This window comes from Bifidobacterium aemilianum (assembly GCF_003315635.1).
Classification (GTDB): Bacteria; Actinomycetota; Actinomycetes; order Actinomycetales; family Bifidobacteriaceae; genus Bifidobacterium; species Bifidobacterium aemilianum.
The window spans coordinates 145,749-165,126 of record NZ_PDCG01000002.1 but is presented as its reverse complement, the minus strand read 5'-3'; the positions used below and the strand labels follow the sequence as shown (position 1 = coordinate 165,126).

Genomic DNA, 19,378 nt, shown 5'->3' with positions numbered 1-19,378 from the left:
CAGGCTGTCGGTCGTTTCGACTGGCAAACAAGCGGGGGTGCCTTCCATGGGCTGGAAGGCACCCCCGCTGACAACAAGGTGTTCGAGGAGATCAGACAGACATCTGCATGTTCTGGGTACGGCGAGCCCGCATGGCACGGCGCTTGAGTGAACGACGCTCGTCCTCACTCAGGCCACCCCAGACTCCATAGTCCTGGTTGGTGTCCAGGGCGCACTTGAGGCAAGCATCAATCACCTTGCAGGTTCGGCATACGGCCTTGGCCTCTTCGATCTGCTGGTAGGCGGCACCCGTGTTACCCACGGGGAAGAACAGTTCAGGGTCCTTGTCCCGGCATGCGGCCTTGGCTCTCCAATCAAAGGCATTGCTCATCGTTCCTTGTTCTCCTTCTACCGATGGATCCATCACCCACTCATGGGCCTGGGCTCCAGGCCTATAAAGGACGGGTGGTAATGGCATCTTTCACTTGATTCTTGTTCTAGATAAGCACGAACAAGGCGACTTTTCAAGAGTTTTGTCGAAAAGCCTGACCATATCCATCCTTTCCGCCCACAGATGACCATGGTGGCTTGCCGGCCCATCAGCACCCGCTTTGTTCTGTCGGCAAGAGGCATTGCAGGGCGGTTGCCTGGGCCTGGTGGATGAGAAAGCCCCTGCCCGGCAGTCTGAAGTCATCCTGACTGGACTGGGCCAGTAGAGCCGAGGGAATGCCATTCATCAGGTCCACTGGCCGTTCTCCGGAGGCGAAGACTATCCTCCCGGAGCAATGTTCCGGCAGGCGCAGGTGGCGGGAGCTTTCCAAGGCGAAGACCACGGTTACATCCGGGTCTGCCAAGGCCCGGTGAAAGCGGTCACGGATCTTGCCTTGCCGCATGGGGTCGAGGAACTCATCCGCATCGTCCACCAGCAGGACCTGCCTGGCGCCAGGCAGGTCCGACCGCTTGGTTCCCTGACCCCCTGGTGTGCCAGGCGCATCGATTGGGCTATCGTCTGCCAAGCCCTGCCACTGGCTCCCCAGGGACCCTGCCGCGCTGGTGATCCCTATGGTCTGCCAACCGGGCAAGCCTTGCCTCCAGACTTCGACTGACAGGGAGGGGACCTGAGCTGCCGTCGTAGCCAGAGTGGCCAGGAGGGTGCTCTTGCCCCGGGCGGCGGCTCCAATCACAGCGATGTTGCCTTGTCCGATGGGGAGGCTTAGTGGGAAGAGGGAGATGCCGTCGTCAGCCAGGGCGAAGGGGATTGCTGCGGAAGAAGCCTGGGGGCAGACCTCGCAATAGGGGGCCAGGTCCTTGATTTCCCGGGGCAGGGGAGAGGTAAAGAGGGCCTTCGCCCGGCCGGGTCCCAGGCGGAAGGCCTGGGCTTTCGCCACCGCCTCAAGGAGGGTATCCATGTTCCTGATGGGTGAGCAACGCAGGGCCTGCAGGCTATGCCCGTCATCGCAAAATGCGGCGCCGGGCATAAGGGGACTTATGGAGGCTGCAACCGCGCTGGAGAGCAGCTCCTTGGACTGCATGCCGTCCCGTACCCGAAGGCATATGTTCATGCTCATGTTGGCTTTCATGTCGGCGCTGACTTGGCCCAGGGGGTTTTGCGTGCAGGCGATCAGGTGCATGCCCAGGGAACGCCCCAGGGAAGCCACCCTGACCAACCGGTCCGCATAATCCGGCAGTTGGCTACGCAAGGCGTAGAACTCATCAATCACTATGACCAGGTCTGCGGGCGGCTCTCGAAGCATGGCTACGGATGCCACCCGTTCCCCGGCGACCAGCAGTTCCCTTTCCCGCAGTTCCTGCTCCAGTGCCCTCAGTGCCCGGGATGCGTGCTGGAGGTCCAGGTCGGATACACTGCCCACGGTATGCGGCAGACCTTCCAGACGGTTGAAAGCGGAACCACCCTTGAAGTCCAGAAAGATGAAATGGAGGCGTTCGGGAGGGTTGGCCAGCGCCAAAGCCAGACACCAGCTTTGCAGGAGCACGGATTTCCCTGACCCGGTGGTGCCGGCCAGTAGCGCATGCGGTCCTTGACGGTCAAGATCAAGGGCCAAGGGGCCCGATTGGGTCATGGAGAAGCTGGCGCGCAGCCCGCTTGGATCCATCCAGCGACGCAGAATGGTCCTCCACACCAGTGGATCGTCCCTGCCGTTCAGTGCCAGGAGGTCCTCCAGGCAGGGGGCCTTAATGGCAGCAAAATCGTAAGGCTGGGCCGGTATGTCAAGGCCGGGCTGACCGGATGCCCCCGTCGCCGTTGTCCCGGATTTCGGCTGCTCCCATGACCCCCGTTCCCGGTCACCGCCCTTGGGCCGGGGTCTGAGATTCAGCCAGAGGGAGAGGACCATGCCAATGATGCCGGGTAGCAGCATGAGCCCATAGCCTCCTCGGCCGCTGACGACCATGAAGATGAGCATGCCCAACTGGGAGATGAGGGTAGGTAGGTAGCTGGTCAGCAGTTGGGCCTTGCCGGAGAATACCCCCCGAATATCGGCCCCTCCCGACCCAGCTGAGTTGCCGCCAGTCCTCGCCTGCGAGCCGCTCCCGGATCCCCTTGTGCTGCCGTTTGCCACACGTCGCCGCCGGTGCCGTCTCGCACCCTTGCCCCTGTCTGCCATGGTGCAAGTATGCCGTCAAAAGGCTGTGACTGTGACCGAGAGCGACCTCTGTGGTCGAAGGCCCGCCCTACCGGCGTGTTTCACTGAATAGTAAGGCCGCACGCGCCCGGATTACCCTAACCGGCGGCCAGGGTGCCCACGGTGCCGGGCTTATGGGTTCCCGCAACCAGTTCCTCGAAGAGGGTGAGGTTCTTATCCTTGTCAAGAAGGACGGTCGACCCTACGCCATCCACTTCATAATCGGGGTCGGTCCAGTAGACGCTTCCGGTGACGCCCTGCTTGCCGGAGGCACTGTGGAAGGCCCGTGCCATGCCGATCAGAATGGCCGGATTGGTCTTGTCGTCCACAGTTGTAGCACCCAAGGAGGCCTCGGCCACTTTCTTGAGCTTGGAGGGATTGGTCAGGGTATCGGCCGACATGGCCTTGTTCGTAATGGCGGCGATGACCATGCGTTGGCGTTCGGCACGTCCGAAATCACCCTTGACATCGGCATAGCGCATTCTGGAGAAGGCCAGGGCGGTACCCCCGTCCGCCATGGAGCAACCCGGCGTCCACTTGAGACCGGAATAGGGGTCGTCAACGGACTGGTCATAGCAGAGCTTGATGCCACCCAGGGCATCAACGACCTGGGTCAAACCGCCGAACTTGATCTGGATGACATGGTCGATCTTCTGCCCGCTGACCTGTTCGACCTGATCGACCACGGCATGCTGCCCGTAGAGTTGGTCAACCGCATTGAGTTTGAGGTAGGTTCCCTGGATCCTGACCAAGGTGTCACGCGGGATGGAGATGAGGGAGCTGCTGCCGTGCTTGGGTTTGGTGAGCACCAGGATGGTATCGGTTCTGAAGCCTGGAACATCGCTCTCCGTGCCGCCGATACCGTTCTCCCGTTCGTCCGATCCCAGGATGAGCCATGATGTCGCTGGCCCCTTGGGACTGCCGGTCAGCCAGGGGGATTTACTCAGTCGTTGATCCACCCAGTTCCAGCTGCCGAACCCCAGCAGAGCCAGCAGCACCACCAGGGTCACCACAATGGCCGCAACAATCTTACCTGGGTGATGGACCTTCCTGACTGTGGCTGAAGCGGTTCCGGAAAATCCTGAGCCTTTGGGCAGCCCGGCCTGCTTCTGGCCTGGCAGGGCTGTGGCTGCGGGAATCTGCCCGGTTGACCCTTGGGAGCGTCTGGGCTGACGGGTCTGGGCGCTTGATGAGGACCGGGAAGCAGGAGGGTTGAAACTTCTGGGCTGCCCCTCATCCTGCCTTGCTGAGGCCGGTGGGTAGGTTGGCAGTTGCTGGGCGTGACCATTGGCCTTCGGGCGTGAGGTTCTCGTCTTCCTGGTCGAAGGCTTGACGGCCGGGGGCTGGGAAGAGGCCTGGGCAACCGGAGCCTTTCTGGCCCGTGATGCCACGGGAACAAAGCTAGGAGGAGTATCGCGCCCATTGGGGTTGCCGGATTCCTCGCTCATACTACCTCCCTTACAGATTGCCTCAGCTACTCTCGCATATTGCGGTGTTGGGGGTCTGAACTTCCGATCAACTCTTCGCAGGAACCGCACAGACGGTGAGATTCAGATAGCGATCGGCTATGCCGATGTACTGGCCGGTGTTAGGGTCATGGATCGAGCCATTCTCAGGGTCAACGGTGCCGCCGGTGTTGGGATCAGTCAGGCTGCCGTCGCTGTTGGTGATCAATCCGGTCTGGGGATCAGGTTGGGGTTCGGCATCTTCTGGGGCCTGCGGTGTCACACCGTCGCTGCCCCCATCGTTCGCTTCCTTGTTCGTGGCCGGTTCCGGCGCATCCGTCAGGGCTTGGCCCTGGCGCATCTTCTCCCAGATCCCATCGGCCTGGTCGCTCCAGATCACACGGTTGGGGTTGCTTGGTGCCGGGATGACGGGAACGGTTTGGGAGTAGATGCGGTTGGTGTCAAGATTCCTCAGGCTCATGGCCAGTCCAACCAGCACATTGGTGTTGGCCATGTTCTCGCTGATATTGATGGACTTGAGGGCTGTGGTCGATAGACGGTAGAGCTCATCGCTGTGGGTGAGCAGGTTCTTGTGCATGGCCTGTTTGATGAGTTCCTTGATGAGATACTGCTGGCGGGTGGTGCGCATGATGTCCGAGCCGTCGGTGCCGGTTCCATGGCGCATCCTGGCGTACTGGGTGGCTTTGATGCCGTCCAGGTGCTGCAGGCCCCTCTCCAGGTGCAGGTCGGTATAGTCGTCGTCGGTGTCGACGGGAACGCAGATGTCCACGCCTCCGTTGGCGTCGATCATGTCGACCAGCCCGCGGAAGTCGACGACCGCGAAGTCAGGTATGTCCAAACCGGTCAGGTCATTGACCGCCGCCATGGCGCAACTGGCCGCGGAATCGACATCACCGCCCCTGTTCCAGGCTTCGGCGAATATGGAGTTGAACATGACCGAGTACCTGGCCGGCATGGTTCCCTTGCTGGTCTGGCAGCTGGGGGCATTGACGATGGAGTCCCTGGGGATGGAGACCATATTGATATAGGAGCGGTCGGCGCTGATCTGAACAATGATGGTCGTATCCGCCTGGTGGCTGTTGGCGTCGGTCCCGTCCGAATCGCCCAGTGCCGCGTTGTCCTTGCCATCGCGCGTATCCTGGCCGATGAGGAGGATGTTGATGGTCTTCCCTGCATTGGGATCGATCTTGGGCAGCTCCTTGTGCTTGCCGGTGGTGAGGACCTTGACCCCGCTTTCCTCGACCAGATGGTTGATCTGGAACCAGGCCATGGCGGCCGCAGAGCCGGGGGTTACCAGGACCACCGCCAGGATGCATATGAGCACGGTCCGCAAGGTATGGTGGAAGCGGTAACCGTGGCTGTGGCGAGGACGCACATGCCTGAACCCGGCGACATTGGGGGGGTGTGGTGCTCCATGATGCGTGGTTGCCATGCGCGGCCTTCCTCCTTTTGGGTACCCTTGATGTGTTCGCGATCTTGGGCGGCGCCACAAGGCAGCAAACCATTCGATTGTAGACCGACAGCATGAGAAAGCTTGAGAAAGGGCCGATGCCCACAGGTTTTTTTACCGAATCTTCGCGGTCTTTCCACAGTGTGGGTCTGGCCAGCAGCAGGGCCTCGTGCGGGCCGCCTCACCCTTGAGCGAGGGATGCGGGCATGATTCAACGCCGGAATCGGGGCATATGCACGAGTATACGAATAGCACAAGCCTGCGGGATTGTGTGGATAGACACGCTGAAACATTTGACAAAGGCCAAGTGACATGTGTGTAATTTACTCTGAGCGTGGGGGGGCACGATAGGTGGAATGCAACCCAAGGAGCTTGACATGTGGGGCTTGACGCAAGACGAAACGGAGACTCCGGAGAATGTACTCTGGGGGCTCTTCAAGCCGGATTCAAGCCTAGCCTGGCAGCAAAGGGCGCTGTGCGCGCAAACGGATCCTGAATCATTTTTCCCAGAGAAGGGTGGGTCCACCAGGGACGCCAAGCAGGTCTGCGCTGAATGCGAGGTCAGGGAGGAGTGCCTGATTTGGGCCGTGGACCATGACGAACGCTTTGGCATCTGGGGCGGCATGAGTGAGCGGGAACGTCGCCGCTATAAAAAGGAACACAAGAGGCAAATCTGAGTGCTGTCATATGCTTATGCGTACACTGGAAGCATGAATGCAATGGCCATTGGCAATATCCGGCAGGTTCTGACGGACCTGATTGAACATCGCCCGGAGAATGTGGAACACCAGGATGTCAATGAGTCGGTGGCGGCCGTCATGACAGTGGAGGAGGACCTGCGTTTCCTTCCCCACAGTCTGCGAGCGGTCCTGTCGGGTTGTGTGCTTCCTTCGACCATAGTGGTAGCTGATTGCACCGGCGAGGTGGACCAGCCCATCCATACCAGTATCGAGGTCCTATCCCACCCTGGGGGGCTGGATGTGGCCATGCCGGTCATGAAGACCGTCGATATTCAGCTGGTCCGGGCCAAGGGAGCCAAGTCATTCGGTGATGCCGTGACCAAGGCCTTGCATTATGCCAATTTGGACCCGGCCATCCGTTGCCTGTGGCTCCTGCATGACGATTCGCGTCCCGCTGATGGGCACTGCCTGGAATCCCTGGTGGAGGCCTGGCATAATGCGCCCACGGCCTGCCTCCTGGGGGCCAAGCAGCTGGACTGGTCCGGAGAGAACCTCCATGATGTCGGCTATTACGCGGGCAGACACAGCATCCGCTCCCTGGTGGTGGACGGTGAGCCCGACCAGGAGCAGTATGACGGGCGTGGTGACGTGTTCGCCGTATCCCTGGTGGGCTGTCTGCTGCCCCTGGAAACCCTTGCACGCTTCAAAGGGATCAACTCCTGGTTCGGCAGCTTTGGCGAGGCCGCGGATTTCTGCCGGAGAATATGCCTGGGCGGTGGCCGAGTGGTTGTTGTTCCGGGGGCCAAGATGGCCCACCGGCGTGCCAGGTTCGAGGGGGTTCGTTCCCGCAGTGGCGAGCCATTGACGCAGGATGAGATCCTTAACCCTGCCCGGGGCGTGATGAAGGCCCAGGAGGATTACTACTATACTGATCAGCCCGCCCTCATGTGGCCCTTGTTGTGGATCCTTGGGCTCTTCAAGGCTCTGATCTCCAGCGTGAGACTCTTGTTTGCCAAGCGCCCCTACGAGGCCTGCTGCGCCCTGTTTATGCCTTGGCGGCTGCTGGTCTCCCTTCTGCCGGCCCTTGGTGCCAGGCATCTGCTGGTAGCCCAGGCCACGACCTCGCAACAGAGGTTGACTGTCCTTCAGGCTGATCGCAAGCAGATAGGTCAGTGGCGCGATCGTTGCAAGGCCTTCGATAGCCAGCAGCATACGGTACTGCTCAGTCCCTTGGCTCTGACCCACCTGCGCAGGCGTGCCCTGGTCAGGTGGAGCCTGGCCATAATCATGGCTTTGGTCTCCGTGGCTCTTATTCTGGTGACCCACTGGGACCTGTTCCTGGCGGCCCTGAGTGGCGACCCCATATCATCATCAGGACTCCTGGCAACTGATGCCAGCATGAAACAGCTGGCCCAGGCCGCCAGCACCCCTTGGGGCTATGGCTTCAGCACCGGTCTGCCGGCCCCACCCCTGCCCTGGCTCCAGGTATGGCTCCTGGCCTCTATGCTGACCTTGGGGCACCCTGCGGCGGCCATCAGCCTCATCTTCTTCCTGGCCGCACCCCTGAGCGCCCTGTCCTTCTGGGCCCTGGCCGGAATCTTCACCCGTTCCGACTGTGTCAGGGCCTCCTCTGGACTGCTCTGGGCCTGTCTGGGGTTGGCTTTGGGCCTATACCAGAGCGCCAATCTGCCCATGCTGACTGTCATGATCTTCCTGCCCGCATCCTTCGCCTTCACCTTCAGGGCGGTGGGACTCTATCAGACCGAAGACCCTGTCAGCCCACATTCCTCCGTCCAGGCCGCAGGCTGCGCCGCCCTATGCTTCATCCCCGTGGTCGCGGCGGAACCCCAGCTCCTGCTGCCGCTGATTGCGATTTTCCTAGTGTTCCTGCTGGTCACCCCCAGGCACAGGACCATGCTCCTGCTCATTCCCATTCCCTCGGCCTTCGCCATCGCCCCCACCATTGTCAACTCCATCAAGTTCGCACAGGAAGGCGCTTGGCGGCAGTTGTTCGCCGATGCCATGCTGCCGGCGTCCACGGTCCAGGGTGGTCCTCGGGCCTTGAACCTGCTGGAGGTCTTCACCAAGGCATTAGGCTTGGATGCTGGTGATTTCCTGTCCTTCTGGACGCAGCTGGGGCTCCTGGGGAAGCTGACCATGCTGGTTCTTGCCATGGTGCTGCTCTTGGCCATATTGGCTCTCTTCCTGCCCTTCGCCCTACGCCTCTCGCGCATGATGTGGGTGGTGGCCCTGGCCGGGGCTGGTACCGCTACGGCTTCGGCCCTCTTGCTGGTCCGTGTCGATGCTCAGGGGCAGGTGGCTGGCTCGGTCCTGCCAGGTGTGTGTCTTGCCCTTATGGCCCTCCTGTCCTGCCTGTGCCTGCTGACAGGTCCAGCGGTCAAACCCTACCGGTCCCTGAGGGACTCCCAGACCCAGTCCGGGCCAATCGCTCTTGAGGCCGCTCCAGGACTCCTGGCCGGCGCCAACAGTTGGCTGGTCAAGTCCGGACGCGTGCTTATGGTCCTGCTGCTCTTGGCGGCATGTTGCTCCTGGGCCGTCTACGGGCTGTCCTCATCCAAGGATGATGTGAGGGTCAGTCATGACGCCTTGCCCATGGTGGCCACTGACTATCTGGCGGCGAATGAATCCCGCCGGATCCTGGCCATCCGCCCTGGCTCGGACAATACCATCGACTGGTCCGTCATGCGTACCGGTCGCGGTGATCTGATGGATTCCTCCGCCGCCCTGCAGGTGCGCAACGCCTTCAACCCTCCAGATGCCAACCAGGTGCTGCTGACCAAGGCCAGTGCCAGCCTGTTCGCCCATGCGGATTCACAGGCTGTGGCCGATATCAGCAAGCTCGGCTTCGGTGGCATCTATGTGCTTCCAGCCGGTGGCGATGCCGACTCGGAGGAGGCCTACCAGCAGCTGCTGAGCAACATCAACGCTTCAGACGGCACCCAATCGGTGGTTACCGGTGATTCGGGGACCTACTATAGGCTCACCCAGGTGGACATCAACCAGCAGGGCATAGCCCTGGCTGGGCAGCATCAGGCCCAAGACAGCTTCTGGCGCTATTTGTGGCTGTGGATGGTGGGTATCGTCCTCTTCATATACTGTTTGGTGGCGCTTCCCCGCTGGGGTCGCCATGGACGGGAGATGGCATGAGCAAGCAAGACGAACAGGTGAACGGCCAGACCGCCAGGCGCCCAGGACGCGCGGTCAAGTTTAGTCTGGGTGCAGTGACGGTACTGGTCCTCCTTGGCATCCTCGCCCTTATGCTGCTCTTTCGCCCCCCGGCCTTCATGAGAGATGGTGGTTCAGCTGCGGCCTCCTCAGCCACATCCGAAGACATCAGCCAGAGCCGCTACCAGACCTATTGTCCGGAGCGTATGGGCTTGGCTGATGCAAGTGCCTACGGGGACAAGGAGTTCCAGACATCCGTGGGAAACCTCAGCTCATCGGCCAGGTATGGGGCCTTCGGTTCGGTCTACCGGGCCACAGTCGATCCGCTGAAGTCCGGTGCCTTCGACACCATACACCTCACCAATGGGGAGGCCGCCGGCAAGGATTCCATCAAGACGGCCGAGGGCCAGGCCGACAAGAGTGCCCAAATCATTGAATCCGGTCTGCTTTATGCCAAGTCAGGCAGCGGCACCATTGGAGCCACGGCATCCTGGGCGACCGAGGGGGATTTGCAGGGGCTCGCCGCGGCTCCCTGCCAGGCCCCTGCCCTACAGCATACCTTCCTGCTGTCCAAGACAACCTCCGGAGTCACCCAGGAGTTGATACTGACGAACCCCTCATCCAAGGCCACCCGTTTGACCCTCTCGGCCCGTGGCACGGACAAGGCCGGACCTGTCAGCTTGGCGACGGGCGATACTGTCAGTGTGCCCGCCCATGGAGAGAAGTCGGTGGACCTCTCGGCGGCAGCCCCAGGCCAGGAGGCACTGCTGGTGGAGGTCTCCAGTGAACAGACCGCAGTGGCGGCGGTGGTTCGCACCGTGACCATGGATGGTCTCAACCCGCGCGGCTCGGACTTTGTCATGCCCCTAGGGACTCGGTTGAAATCCGGCATCATCCCTGCTGTGGCCCAAGGCGATGGCTTGCAGTTGGCCCTTGCCCCATCTCAGGACACGGATATATCCCTCGACTGGATCAATGCCGAAGGTTCAACTCCGGCCAAGGAGGTGCATCTGCCGGCGGGCAAGGTCTCCGTCATCGACTTGGGCCAGGTGCCGCAGGGAGCCAATGCTTTGTCCGTCCAGTCCAAGCATGCCCTCTGGGCTCAAGCCAAGCTGTCACTCAAGGGCGAGGAAGACAAGGTGGACTATGCCTTCGCCCAGCCATACCGGGCACATGGGGCCCACTCGGCCATCGCCCTGCCAGCCCAGACCCGCGCTCTACTTACGGTGGTCAACCCCACCGATACGGACGATTCAGCCACACTGACCGCCTATGATGCCGCCGGCAAGCAGCTTAAGCAGGAGCCGGTAAGCCTGCATGCCCACTCCTCCATGAGCATCAAGGCCGAGGATCTGGATTCCCAGGCGGCTTTTCTCTCCCTGGAGGGCACGGACCATCTGCTGTGGTCGGCCCGTTTGAGCCAGTCCGACCTGGACGAGGCCAAGGTTCCAGGAATCGCAGTTCTGGAGCCTTCAGCCTTGGAGCCTCAGAAGGTGCAGGTAAAGGGCAGTTTCCAGCAGAACCTGATCCGCTAGCGGGCGGCAGCTGCGGCGAGTCGGGCATGCCCCAGCAATCGGTGGCTGGGTTCCTACATGCCCCAGTCGGGGTCGATGTCCTCTGGATGACGGCCGAAGAGCTCAGCCAGCCGGGCCACCAGTTCGTCCCTGACCATGAGCTGCAGGTCCAGCCGTGAGCGGGCATGAGTCTGCATGGGCAGACGGTAGAGGACAATACGGGCGGGAATGCCCCGGCCTGCCGGAAAGGATCGGGAGAAGGGGTTGGGATGGCTCTCCCAGGGCAAGGGACCTGATGGAGGAACGTCCTCCACGGCGAACTGGATGCTGGAGACCATCTGGGGCCAGGCCTTGTTCAGCCGCCGGATCTGGGCTGCCACCATGTCGTCGAAACCGCCTGATGAGGAGCGATAGCGGGGTAGCCGAACACCGAACATGGGTGTTCTGACTCCTCTGCCGTGCCGGTCTCTATAGACATGCGCTTGCCAAGGGGGTTGGGACATGCCTCCAGTCTACGACAATCCCGTGGCATTGTCCGAAGGCGACGCCTTGCATTAGACTGTTAGTCTAGTGTTTCGCCAGCTGCTAGGCCTGACGCGGGCCCAACCAGCAGGGATCTTGGGGTCCAAGCCCATAGCCGGCCTGAAGATAGGGAGGGGAAGGGTGGAGATGATCGAGGTTCCCTCCTGGGACCAGGTTGATGCCGCGGCCTTGTGCAGGGATGCCAGACTGCTCGCCTTCGACCTGGACAACACGCTTGCTTTCTCGCGTAAGCCCATGAGCCCGGCCATGGCCTCCAGAATCTCACAGTTGACCAGGTTGATTCCCTTGGCGGTCATCACCGGTGGCCGTCATGACCTGGTCGTCAAGCAGGTGTTGGATATGCTGGATGAACAGACCAACAAGCAGTCCCTGTATCTCATGCCGGCCACCGGCACCCAGCTTTACCTCTGGGTGCAAGGCGCCTGGCACTGCGAGTATTCCTACGTGCTCAGCGCTGAGGAACGGGATGCTGCCGTGCGTTCCCTCATGCGTCATGCTCAGGAGGATGGACTCTTGGAGGGTCCTGTCTGGGGTGAGCGGATCGAGGATCGCGGCAGTCAGATCACCTTTTCCGCCTTGGGGCAGTTGGCGCCTGAGGAGGCCAAGCTCGGTTGGGACCCCACAGACCTGAAGAAAGAGCGCCTGGCTGAAGCTGTGGCCCGAGACCTTCCGCGGTTGGCTGTTCACCCAGGTGGGCTGACCAGCATTGATGTGTCCAAGCAAGGCATCGACAAGGCCTATGCCGTGCGAAAGCTCAGTGAGCTGCTCGATATCCCCGTCGCCAACATGGTCATGGTCGGTGACCGCATGACCCCCGGAGGGAATGACTACCCTGCGGCTGCGGCCGGGGCTCTGGCTGTGCGGGTGAGCAACCCGGAGGACACCCTGGCGCTGTGCGATCGCCTTCTGGCCGAGCTGCGGCCTACCGGCCAGTAGACACTCCCGGGCCGGCTATGGCAGGCCAGCCTTCGTCCACATAGGACCGGCTGGCTTGTGTGCCCACACTCGTGACCCTAGCCTTGACGGATGAGCCAATCATCAGCATGGATCCAAGCCCACCGTCTGGCAGACCAGACCGGTGGACACCTTCAGGGAACTTGTTACCGCCGGGGCCAGGGCTGGCCGGGGCAGATGAACGTTCCCTCTTCCAACCTTCCGTCACGCCGCTGTTTCCGCCGCTACTGGGGGCATGGCACCGTGAGGGCACTTGCCCGAGAGCTGTTGAATCTTCTCCTGCCTCGAGGCTGTGCCGGCTGTGACCGGCCCGACTGGGTCCTGTGCCCGGATTGCCAAGCGCTACTGGCGGACCACCGGCAGCTGGGCCTACTGCCGGGAAGCGCCATAGGAGCCTACAGCTGCGGTCTCTACCGTGGGCCTGTGCGCCGGGCCATCTTGGCCTGGAAGGACCATGGCGATGAGGAATGCGAGCCCATCCTGGCTGAGGCACTGGCTCAGTTGGCTGTGGAGGTACTGCAGGCTTGTCCTGCATCACAGTCACACCAGTCGACAGACCGTCCCTTGCTGCTGCTGCCGGCTCCCTCCTCGGGGCGGTCCATGCGGGCGCGCGGGCGTTGGCAGATGCTGCCGCTGGTGCGCATGTTGAGCAGGCTCTTGCGGGCCCAGGGCTATGAGACCCGTGTCTGCAGGGCCCTCAGCCTGCGTGGGGCGCCAGGCAAGGCGGTTCAGACCACCGGTTCCGGCCAGCGTTCCCAACGCATCAAGGGGCATGTGTCCATTCGCCCTGGGATTGCCGTGGCTGGGCAAAGCGTTCTTCTGCTAGATGACATCATCACGACCGGGGCGACCATGGGGGAGTGCCTGTCGCTTCTGGATGATGCCGGTGCCCATGTCTTGGGTGGCTTGGCCTTGGCCTGGACCCCGCCCCCTGGCGACACCCCTGAGTCTGGTGATTCGCTCGCTCAGTAGGATTGCTAGGTCGACCCCTTCAGGCCATCGGCAGAGCATCTGGCCGGCGGATCCCCGGAGGGATTATGAGGCCCTGACCACAGCCATCTCATCCCAACGGGTGGTGGACCTGGGTGACAGGAGCTCACGACGCATGGTCCAGCTGGCTCCGGTATCCTCATCGCCCTTCCCCTGGCCGCGAATGCCGCCGTAGCCAATGCCTACCCTGGCTGCGCCGAAGCGGTGGTTGACCTCATCCAGGACCATCCCCAGGCCATGACGGTCCTGATCAGCCTCCAGTCCCGGTAGGGTCTGATAATCGCCCTTGTCCACCAGGCCGACCAGCACCACCCCGGCTCGTATGTAGCTGGCTCGGGGGTCGAAGGGGTCCCGGAGGGCATCGCAGGCCGCCTTGCAGATAATCAGGGGGTCGTCGGAGGGGTTGGGCAGGGGAAGGGTCCTATGGAGCGATATGTAGTCCCTGGCCGTGTTGTAGGGGCTGCTGGCACAGAAGGCGCTGACCTGGCAGCACAGGCTGCCCTGGTGTCTGAGCCGCCTGCAGGCCTTTTGTGAATAGACCGAAAGGGCCTGGCTCATCTGGTCGAAGCCTGTGATTGGTTGGGAGAACATGCGCGAGCAGATGATCTGACCGCTGCGTTTGCCTTCGTTGGCGTCAGGCTGGTCCTCAATGCAGTCGATGCCGCGAAGTTCCAGCACGGTTCGCTCCAGGGTTATGGAGAAACGATGGCGAATCATGCTGCGGTCGGCCTGCCGTAGATCCAGGGCGTTGACCAGGCCGAGCGCCTGGAGCCTGCGGGTGAGCCTGCGGCCCACACCCCAGACCTCCTCTATGGGGACCGAGGCCAGGGCCTGGTCGCCATAGCGTTCCTCGGTCTGGCTCCAGAGTGTCACCCCCCTGGAGGCTGGGTGGTCCTTGGCCCAGTGATTGGCGATTTTCGCCAGGGTCTTGGTGGGGGCTATGCCCACACTGACCGGTATGCCCAGGCCAGTCAGCACCGCCTCCCGCATCCGCGCGCAGACCTCCATGGTCTTGTTCGGCCCCCAGGGGGAGCGCAGGAAGCATTCGTCGATGGAATACACCTCCTGGCCGGGCAGGAAACGCCCCATGATCGACATCATGCGGGCCGACATGCTGGCATAGAGCTCATAGTTGGAGGACCTGGCCACCACCCCATCCTCCATGGCCTGCTCCTGTATCTGGAACCAGGGTGTTCCATTGCTGATGCCCAGGGCCTTGGCCTTGGGGGACCGGGCCACCACGCAGCCATCGTTGTTGGAAAGGACGACCACCGGTCGGTCGACCAGTGAGGGGTTGAAGACCTGCTCGCAGGAGGCATAGAAGGAGTTGGCGTCCGCCAATACCAGCAACTGGGCCATGGGGGTCACCAGCTATGGCCGCGCTGGGGGTATGATGCCCAGCGTTCTGGCCTGCTTCCCTCGTGCCGAGGCTTCTGGGCCGCTGTTGATTCCTCGCCCTGCCCGGTCGTTTGCGGACTGATGGACCGGGAAATGCCGGGCAGGGGACGGTCCTTGCGGTGACTCCTGCTTTGCCGGTGGAAGTTGCCAGTCACCACACCCCAGATCATCAGGCTCTGGGCGTCCGATGAGATGAAATCAGGGTAGGCGGGATTCTCCGGGTGAAGCACAGGCTTGCCATGGCTCATGAGCAGGCGCTTGACGGTCAGCTCCCCATCCAGGACAGCCACCACCACATCACCCTCCTGGGGGGTAAGGGACCTGTCCACCACCAGCAGGTCGCCGTCCCAAATACCGGCACCTTCCATGGAATCTCCGGCAACCGTGACGATGAAGGTGGTGTCGGGATTGCTGATGACATTCTGGTCGAAGCTGAAGTCGCCGGCGAAGTAATCCTGGGCCACCGAGGGAAACCCCGCATGGACCGCCTCAAGGCTCAGGGGGACCGGCAGGGGGCAGAGGCGGGCGGAGAAGAGCTGGTCGACTCGGCAGGGGTTCGCGCCATCCTTCCCGCCGCGCGCCAGCTGCTGATCGCTAGGTAGGCCCCCGGTCCGGTGAGATGCCGGTGCACTGCTGCTGGCTCTGGGCACTGCCACCACCTCCCCTTCTCCATGTTAGAACATTTGTTCGAATATCTAGTATGGAAGGAGGGGAGGACAAGGCTGGGTGGACGCGATGCCCTGGTCAGAGGATGGTCGGCGGAGCACCGGCCAAATCATATGCCGGGCCGAGGGAGGGGTCTGCACTGAGTTCAGTCCGATTCCTCAGCCACGGCGGCATCGGTGTCCGCCCCCACATGGTACTTGGGCAGCACAATCTCGAAATCCGTGCCCCGGCGGTCGTCGACCACCCGGACGCTGCCCCCGTGCAGCTGGGCGGCCCAGCGGGCGATGGAGAGTCCCAGACCGGTCCCGCCTGATTCGGTGCCCGGCCCGGTCTTGCCCTTGACGAAGCGTCGGAAGATGTCAGAGCGGTCCTCCACGGGAATCTGGGAGCCGAAATTGACCACATTGGTCACGATGCTGCCCCGGTCCCTATCCTCGTGGGCCTCGATCAGAATGGCCGTGTCGTCGGCTGAATGCTTGAAGGCGTTGGCGATGATATTGGTGAAGAGTTGCCTTAGCCGGTCCTGGTCGCCTTCCAGGCTGATGTCCTCCGGTACATGCAGGTCAATCCGGTGGCCGTGGCCGGCATCCGCTATCTCCAGGGGTTCTATGGTCTCATCCATGAAATCGGCCAGATTGAAGACCTCAATATTAAGACTGGCCGCCCCGGCCTCCATACGGGAGAGGTCCAGGAGGAAGGCGATCAGGTCGGAGAGCCGATGGGTCTGGTTGAGGATGCCCTCCAGGTTGGCGGGTGTGGGCTCCACGACGCCGTCAGCCAGATTCTCCAGCATGGCCTGCAGGGCTGATACGGGGGTGCGCAGCTCATGGGATACGTTGGCCACCATGTCCCGGCGCAGCTGGTCGGCATGCTGCAGCTCCTCTGCCATCTCATTGAAGGAACGGGCCAGCCGGCCCACCTCATCGCTGCTGTCGGTGCCGGTGCGGACCCGGACCGTATAGTCCCCGTCGGCCATGGCTTCGGCCGCGTCACGCATCTGCCGCAGGGGGGTGGTCAAGCCTCGTGAGAAGAAGTAGGTGATGCCCAGGGCCACAATCAGGGTCAGAGGCATGGCGATCCAGCCGCTCCAGCCGAACTTCAGCAAAAACCAGGCCATGACGAAGGCTATCGCCGTAGCTATGACGATGATGATGCTCAGTTCGGCCTTGAGGGAGGAGAAGAAGCCTATGGGACGGGTGGACCGGAGCAGTTGCCTGCAGTCCCTGGCTTGCCGCCGATCCGAGGACCCTGCTGTCGCCTTTGTCGTGCCTGTGGTCCACCGTGGTCCTGCCATGCTTTTCCTCCCTGCCCGGCCCTTGCCAGATTCCTGCTGTTCATCTATGAGTATCCGCCTGGCCGGGGACGCTTGTCACCGGCCTATGATGCCGAACTCCACCTGGCCGCGTCCTGGCCAGGTGGAGTTCGGTGGAGGATGTCTGCCGTTCAGGCCGCCGTGTGTTCTTGATGGTCCTCGCCCATGGAGGGGTTCTGGCCGCTGTCATCGGCATGCTCCTGCGGAGGTTCGAAGGCATATCCGACCCCGTGGGCCGTACGGATCATGGCGGGTCCCAGCTTGTGCCGCAGGGCCTTGACATGGGAATCCACCGTGCGGGTGCCGGAGGCGTCGGGCCAGTCCCAGACCTCTTCCAGAAGCCTCTCGCGCTTGAAGACAGACTTGGGCCTGCGGGCCAGGGTGGCCAGGAGATCGAACTCGGTGGGGGTCAGATGAACCTGCTCGCCATGATAGGTCACGATTCGCTGGCGGGGGTCGATGACCAGGGTGCCGAAGTCCAGCAGTTTCTCGTTCTCCAGGTTCTTTGCGATGACCTGGGCCCGCTCGACCCTACGCAGCAGGGCCTCGCAGCGGGCTATCAGCTCCCGGGGGGAGAAAGGCTTGGTCATATAGTCGTCGGCGCCTGCGCCAAGGCCCATGACCTTGTCGGATTCCGCGTCCCTGGCTGTGAGCATGAGCACGGGAACCGGCCGTTCCGCCACGATCCGCTTGGTCGCCTCGATGCCGTCCATGACGGGCAGCATGATGTCCATAATCACTAGGTCCGGCTTGATCTGGCTGGCCGCCTTTACGGCGCTGGCACCGTCGCCCGCCACACGGGCGGTCCATCCCTTGGCCGTGATGCGCTGGGCTATGGCCGTTGCCAGGTCAGGTTCGTCCTCGACCACGAGGATGGTGCGTGAGCTTGGCTGGCGAGCTGAGGTGTTGAGCATAAGGTCCCTTTCAATCTTCCGGTTCCAAGGATACAGCTCCCTGGGCGGAACCGTGAGTTTCATGATAGGTTTGTCCCACAGTAGGCCATGGGTTGGCCTTAAGGCTATCATCATGGATGGCTCATGCCATGAATCCCTATGCCGGCAGGGCTGGCAAGGCTCCGTGGAACGTCCTTGCTTAGTGAGATACTGTTGTATTGGTATGCTGTATTCTTCACGGAGGGTTCATGGGTTATAAAGTCGGCGATATGGTCGTCTATCCGCGTCACGGAGCTGCAAAGATCGAAGCGATCACCGAACGGACAGTGAAGGGTGTGACCAGGGAGTACCTGCAACTGTCGGTCCTCTCCTCCGATGGGTTGGTCATCAATGTGCCGGTCGACAATGCCAAGAAGGTCGGTGTCAGGGACATTGTCGATGGTCGGGAGGTCGCCAAGGTCTTTGAGATTCTGCGCACCCCCATCGTCGAGAAGGAAATGAACTGGTCTCGCCGTTACAAGCTGAACGTCGAGAAGATTGCCACGGGCGATGTCAACAAGATAGCCGAGGTGGTGAGGGACCTGGCCCAGCGTGATGTGGACGAGCATGGCCTGTCCGCAGGGGAGAAGCGGATGATGACCCGCGCCCGCAACATTCTGACCTCAGAGATCGCACTCTCCGAGAACATTGAGGAGGACATGGCCCAGCATCTTCTCGATGTCAACCTGGGCTATGCTCCCGCCCAGCCCGGCGATGAGAAGCACCACAGCAAGGCGCCTGCGGAGTCCGCAGGACAGACCCTGGCCCGTCTTGAGGCTGAAGGCAAGAAAGGCAAGGGCAAAAGCAAATAAGCCAGCGGATCCAGCTGGTGGGCAGGCCCGTTCAGATGGCCTGTTGCTGCGCAACTCATGGGGGAGCTGCCTGGCCCTGGCATCAGGCGGTGCGCGCCTGTCGTTCGCCATCATCCTTGCGAATGCTGCCTATCACGCTGCCACGGTTATATCGTATGTCCTTACCGTAGGTCACCTTTTCCACCCTGCAGCTGCCGGTCAACTCGACATCATCGGCTTCGACGGATGCGCATTGCAGATCGCCCGCCTTCAATTCCCGGCAGGAGATGGATCCGACAGGGGTATCCAGTCGCTCATGTTCGGTTCCCAAACGGTTGAGGAGGGGCGATTGGAAGCCGTGTATGGTAATCAGGGGAGAGTACATGGCAACTACGCTTATGGTGGATTCGTGCAGGTCCAGCAGCTCGCCGGCCTCCAGGGATCTGCAATCCAAGCTGCCGGTGTGCTGGAAGCTTGTATCACAGACGATATGCCCTGTGACGTGAACATGGCCAATGAAGTTGAAACTGCCACATAGGAGGTCCCCCTCCACCCATAGGTCCCCGTGGCCAATGACCTGCCCGATCCTCATCCCTCCCTGGCAGTGTATGGCACCGGAGCGGCATAGGACCCTTCGCCCTCGACATCCACAGGTGAAAAGCTCTGCATCAACCACCAGGGTGCCGAAGCTGACCTCCTCGTCAAGGCATGTCTGTCGGCGGACCGTCATGGTGTTATGGCGGATTGCTGTTGCTTGTGCGGACTTCAACCTCGCAGATGATGCAGGTTCACTGTCTGCGGTTGGATTGGTGGATTCACGGTAGCCGCTATGGTGGTGATGGGGATTGGTCGTCATCGATCTCCCTTGCGGCGGT

16 protein-coding genes are annotated in these 19,378 nt (G+C 61.8%); 6 read left to right on the top strand and 10 right to left on the bottom strand.

The features are described from left to right. Positions 1-91: 91 nt before the first annotated feature. The 4 genes from CRD60_RS02805 to CRD60_RS02790 all read right to left on the bottom strand — a co-directional run bounded on the left by CRD60_RS02805 (position 92) and on the right by CRD60_RS02790 (position 5,519). Positions 92-370 (bottom strand): WhiB family transcriptional regulator, encoded by a 279-nt coding sequence (locus tag CRD60_RS02805; RefSeq protein WP_113859793.1) that lies wholly within the window; start codon positions 368-370, stop codon positions 92-94. Between the two features lie 208 nt (positions 371-578). After that, positions 579-2,558, bottom strand: a complete 1,980-nt coding sequence (locus CRD60_RS02800; RefSeq protein WP_236630790.1) for an FtsK/SpoIIIE domain-containing protein — start codon at positions 2,556-2,558, stop codon at positions 579-581. A 161-nt stretch (positions 2,559-2,719) separates the two neighbouring features. After that, the gene (locus CRD60_RS02795; protein WP_113859792.1) at positions 2,720-4,069 is read right to left on the bottom strand and encodes an LCP family protein; all 1,350 of its coding nucleotides are present in this window, start codon (positions 4,067-4,069) and stop codon (positions 2,720-2,722) included. Positions 4,070-4,136: 67 nt separating this feature from the next. Beyond that, positions 4,137-5,519, bottom strand: coding sequence for an LCP family protein (locus CRD60_RS02790; RefSeq protein WP_113859791.1), 1,383 nt, complete (start codon positions 5,517-5,519; stop codon positions 4,137-4,139). Between the two features lie 395 nt (positions 5,520-5,914). On the opposite strand from CRD60_RS02790, the gene CRD60_RS02785 reads away from it, so the two are divergent. From CRD60_RS02785 to CRD60_RS02775, 3 genes are read left to right on the top strand one after another with little or no spacing between them, the layout of a single operon-like run. Next, positions 5,915-6,214 carry a WhiB family transcriptional regulator gene (locus CRD60_RS02785; protein WP_113859790.1) on the top strand — a complete coding sequence of 100 codons (300 nt, stop codon included), beginning with the start codon at positions 5,915-5,917 and terminating at the stop codon, positions 6,212-6,214. Between the two features lie 33 nt (positions 6,215-6,247). Beyond that, the gene (locus CRD60_RS02780; RefSeq protein ID WP_113859789.1) at positions 6,248-9,385 is read left to right on the top strand and encodes a glycosyltransferase family 2 protein; all 3,138 of its coding nucleotides are present in this window, start codon (positions 6,248-6,250) and stop codon (positions 9,383-9,385) included. Beyond that, complete coding sequence (locus CRD60_RS02775) at positions 9,382-10,938, top strand: DUF5719 family protein (protein ID WP_113859788.1); 1,557 nt, start codon at positions 9,382-9,384, stop codon at positions 10,936-10,938. The genes CRD60_RS02780 and CRD60_RS02775 overlap by 4 nt, the downstream gene beginning before the upstream one ends. Before the next feature lie 53 nt (positions 10,939-10,991). Here CRD60_RS02775 and CRD60_RS02770 read toward each other — a convergent pair whose 3' ends face one another. After that, on the bottom strand, positions 10,992-11,420 hold the full coding sequence (locus tag CRD60_RS02770; RefSeq protein ID WP_113859787.1) for a metallopeptidase family protein: 429 nt from the start codon (positions 11,418-11,420) through the stop codon (positions 10,992-10,994). A 166-nt stretch (positions 11,421-11,586) separates the two neighbouring features. Between CRD60_RS02770 and CRD60_RS02765 the strand changes: the two genes are divergently transcribed. Both CRD60_RS02765 and CRD60_RS02760 read left to right on the top strand, forming a co-directional pair. Next, positions 11,587-12,396: an HAD-IIB family hydrolase gene (locus CRD60_RS02765; RefSeq protein WP_201737200.1), complete on the top strand. Its 810-nt coding sequence runs from the start codon at positions 11,587-11,589 to the stop codon at positions 12,394-12,396. Between the two features lie 261 nt (positions 12,397-12,657). Further along, positions 12,658-13,386, top strand: a complete 729-nt coding sequence (locus CRD60_RS02760) for a ComF family protein (protein WP_127975628.1) — start codon at positions 12,658-12,660, stop codon at positions 13,384-13,386. 63 nt (positions 13,387-13,449) lie between these two features. Here CRD60_RS02760 and CRD60_RS02755 read toward each other — a convergent pair whose 3' ends face one another. From CRD60_RS02755 to CRD60_RS02740, 4 genes are all read right to left on the bottom strand, one after another. Next, positions 13,450-14,763 (bottom strand): Y-family DNA polymerase, encoded by a 1,314-nt coding sequence (locus CRD60_RS02755; protein ID WP_113859785.1) that lies wholly within the window; start codon positions 14,761-14,763, stop codon positions 13,450-13,452. A gap of 5 nt (positions 14,764-14,768) precedes the next feature. Continuing rightward, positions 14,769-15,458 carry a LexA family protein gene (locus tag CRD60_RS09320; RefSeq protein ID WP_330848974.1) on the bottom strand — a complete coding sequence of 230 codons (690 nt, stop codon included), beginning with the start codon at positions 15,456-15,458 and terminating at the stop codon, positions 14,769-14,771. Between the two features lie 155 nt (positions 15,459-15,613). Continuing rightward, positions 15,614-16,762 carry a sensor histidine kinase gene (locus tag CRD60_RS02745; protein ID WP_113859784.1) on the bottom strand — a complete coding sequence of 383 codons (1,149 nt, stop codon included), beginning with the start codon at positions 16,760-16,762 and terminating at the stop codon, positions 15,614-15,616. Positions 16,763-16,911: 149 nt separating this feature from the next. Beyond that, positions 16,912-17,694, bottom strand: a complete 783-nt coding sequence (locus CRD60_RS02740) for a response regulator transcription factor (protein ID WP_113859783.1) — start codon at positions 17,692-17,694, stop codon at positions 16,912-16,914. A 227-nt stretch (positions 17,695-17,921) separates the two neighbouring features. On the opposite strand from CRD60_RS02740, the gene CRD60_RS02735 reads away from it, so the two are divergent. Further along, on the top strand, positions 17,922-18,524 hold the full coding sequence (locus tag CRD60_RS02735; protein WP_113859782.1) for a CarD family transcriptional regulator: 603 nt from the start codon (positions 17,922-17,924) through the stop codon (positions 18,522-18,524). A gap of 82 nt (positions 18,525-18,606) precedes the next feature. On the opposite strand, the gene CRD60_RS02730 is transcribed toward CRD60_RS02735, so the two are convergent. Then, complete coding sequence (locus CRD60_RS02730) at positions 18,607-19,095, bottom strand: hypothetical protein (RefSeq protein WP_113859781.1); 489 nt, start codon at positions 19,093-19,095, stop codon at positions 18,607-18,609. Between the last annotated feature and the right edge of the window lie 283 nt (positions 19,096-19,378).

Bases quoted from the DNA above. Each gene is read 5' to 3' on its own strand.
- CRD60_RS02755 (WP_113859785.1), bottom strand. From the start codon at position 14,763: ATGGCCCAGTTGCTGGTATTGGCGGACGCCAACTCCTTCTATGCCTCC.
- CRD60_RS02770 (WP_113859787.1), bottom strand. From the start codon at position 11,420: ATGTCCCAACCCCCTTGGCAAGCGCATGTCTATAGAGACCGGCACGGC.
- CRD60_RS02765 (WP_201737200.1), top strand. From the start codon at position 11,587: ATGATCGAGGTTCCCTCCTGGGACCAGGTTGATGCCGCGGCCTTGTGC.
- CRD60_RS02745 (WP_113859784.1), bottom strand. From the start codon at position 16,762: ATGGCAGGACCACGGTGGACCACAGGCACGACAAAGGCGACAGCAGGG.
- CRD60_RS02735 (WP_113859782.1), top strand. From the start codon at position 17,922: ATGGGTTATAAAGTCGGCGATATGGTCGTCTATCCGCGTCACGGAGCT.
- CRD60_RS02780 (WP_113859789.1), top strand. From the start codon at position 6,248: ATGAATGCAATGGCCATTGGCAATATCCGGCAGGTTCTGACGGACCTG.
- CRD60_RS02790 (WP_113859791.1), bottom strand. From the start codon at position 5,519: ATGGCAACCACGCATCATGGAGCACCACACCCCCCCAATGTCGCCGGG.
- CRD60_RS02730 (WP_113859781.1), bottom strand. From the start codon at position 19,095: ATGAGGATCGGGCAGGTCATTGGCCACGGGGACCTATGGGTGGAGGGG.
- CRD60_RS02785 (WP_113859790.1), top strand. From the start codon at position 5,915: ATGTGGGGCTTGACGCAAGACGAAACGGAGACTCCGGAGAATGTACTC.
- CRD60_RS02740 (WP_113859783.1), bottom strand. From the start codon at position 17,694: ATGCTCAACACCTCAGCTCGCCAGCCAAGCTCACGCACCATCCTCGTG.
- CRD60_RS02775 (WP_113859788.1), top strand. From the start codon at position 9,382: ATGAGCAAGCAAGACGAACAGGTGAACGGCCAGACCGCCAGGCGCCCA.
- CRD60_RS02795 (WP_113859792.1), bottom strand. From the start codon at position 4,069: ATGAGCGAGGAATCCGGCAACCCCAATGGGCGCGATACTCCTCCTAGC.
- CRD60_RS02805 (WP_113859793.1), bottom strand. From the start codon at position 370: ATGAGCAATGCCTTTGATTGGAGAGCCAAGGCCGCATGCCGGGACAAG.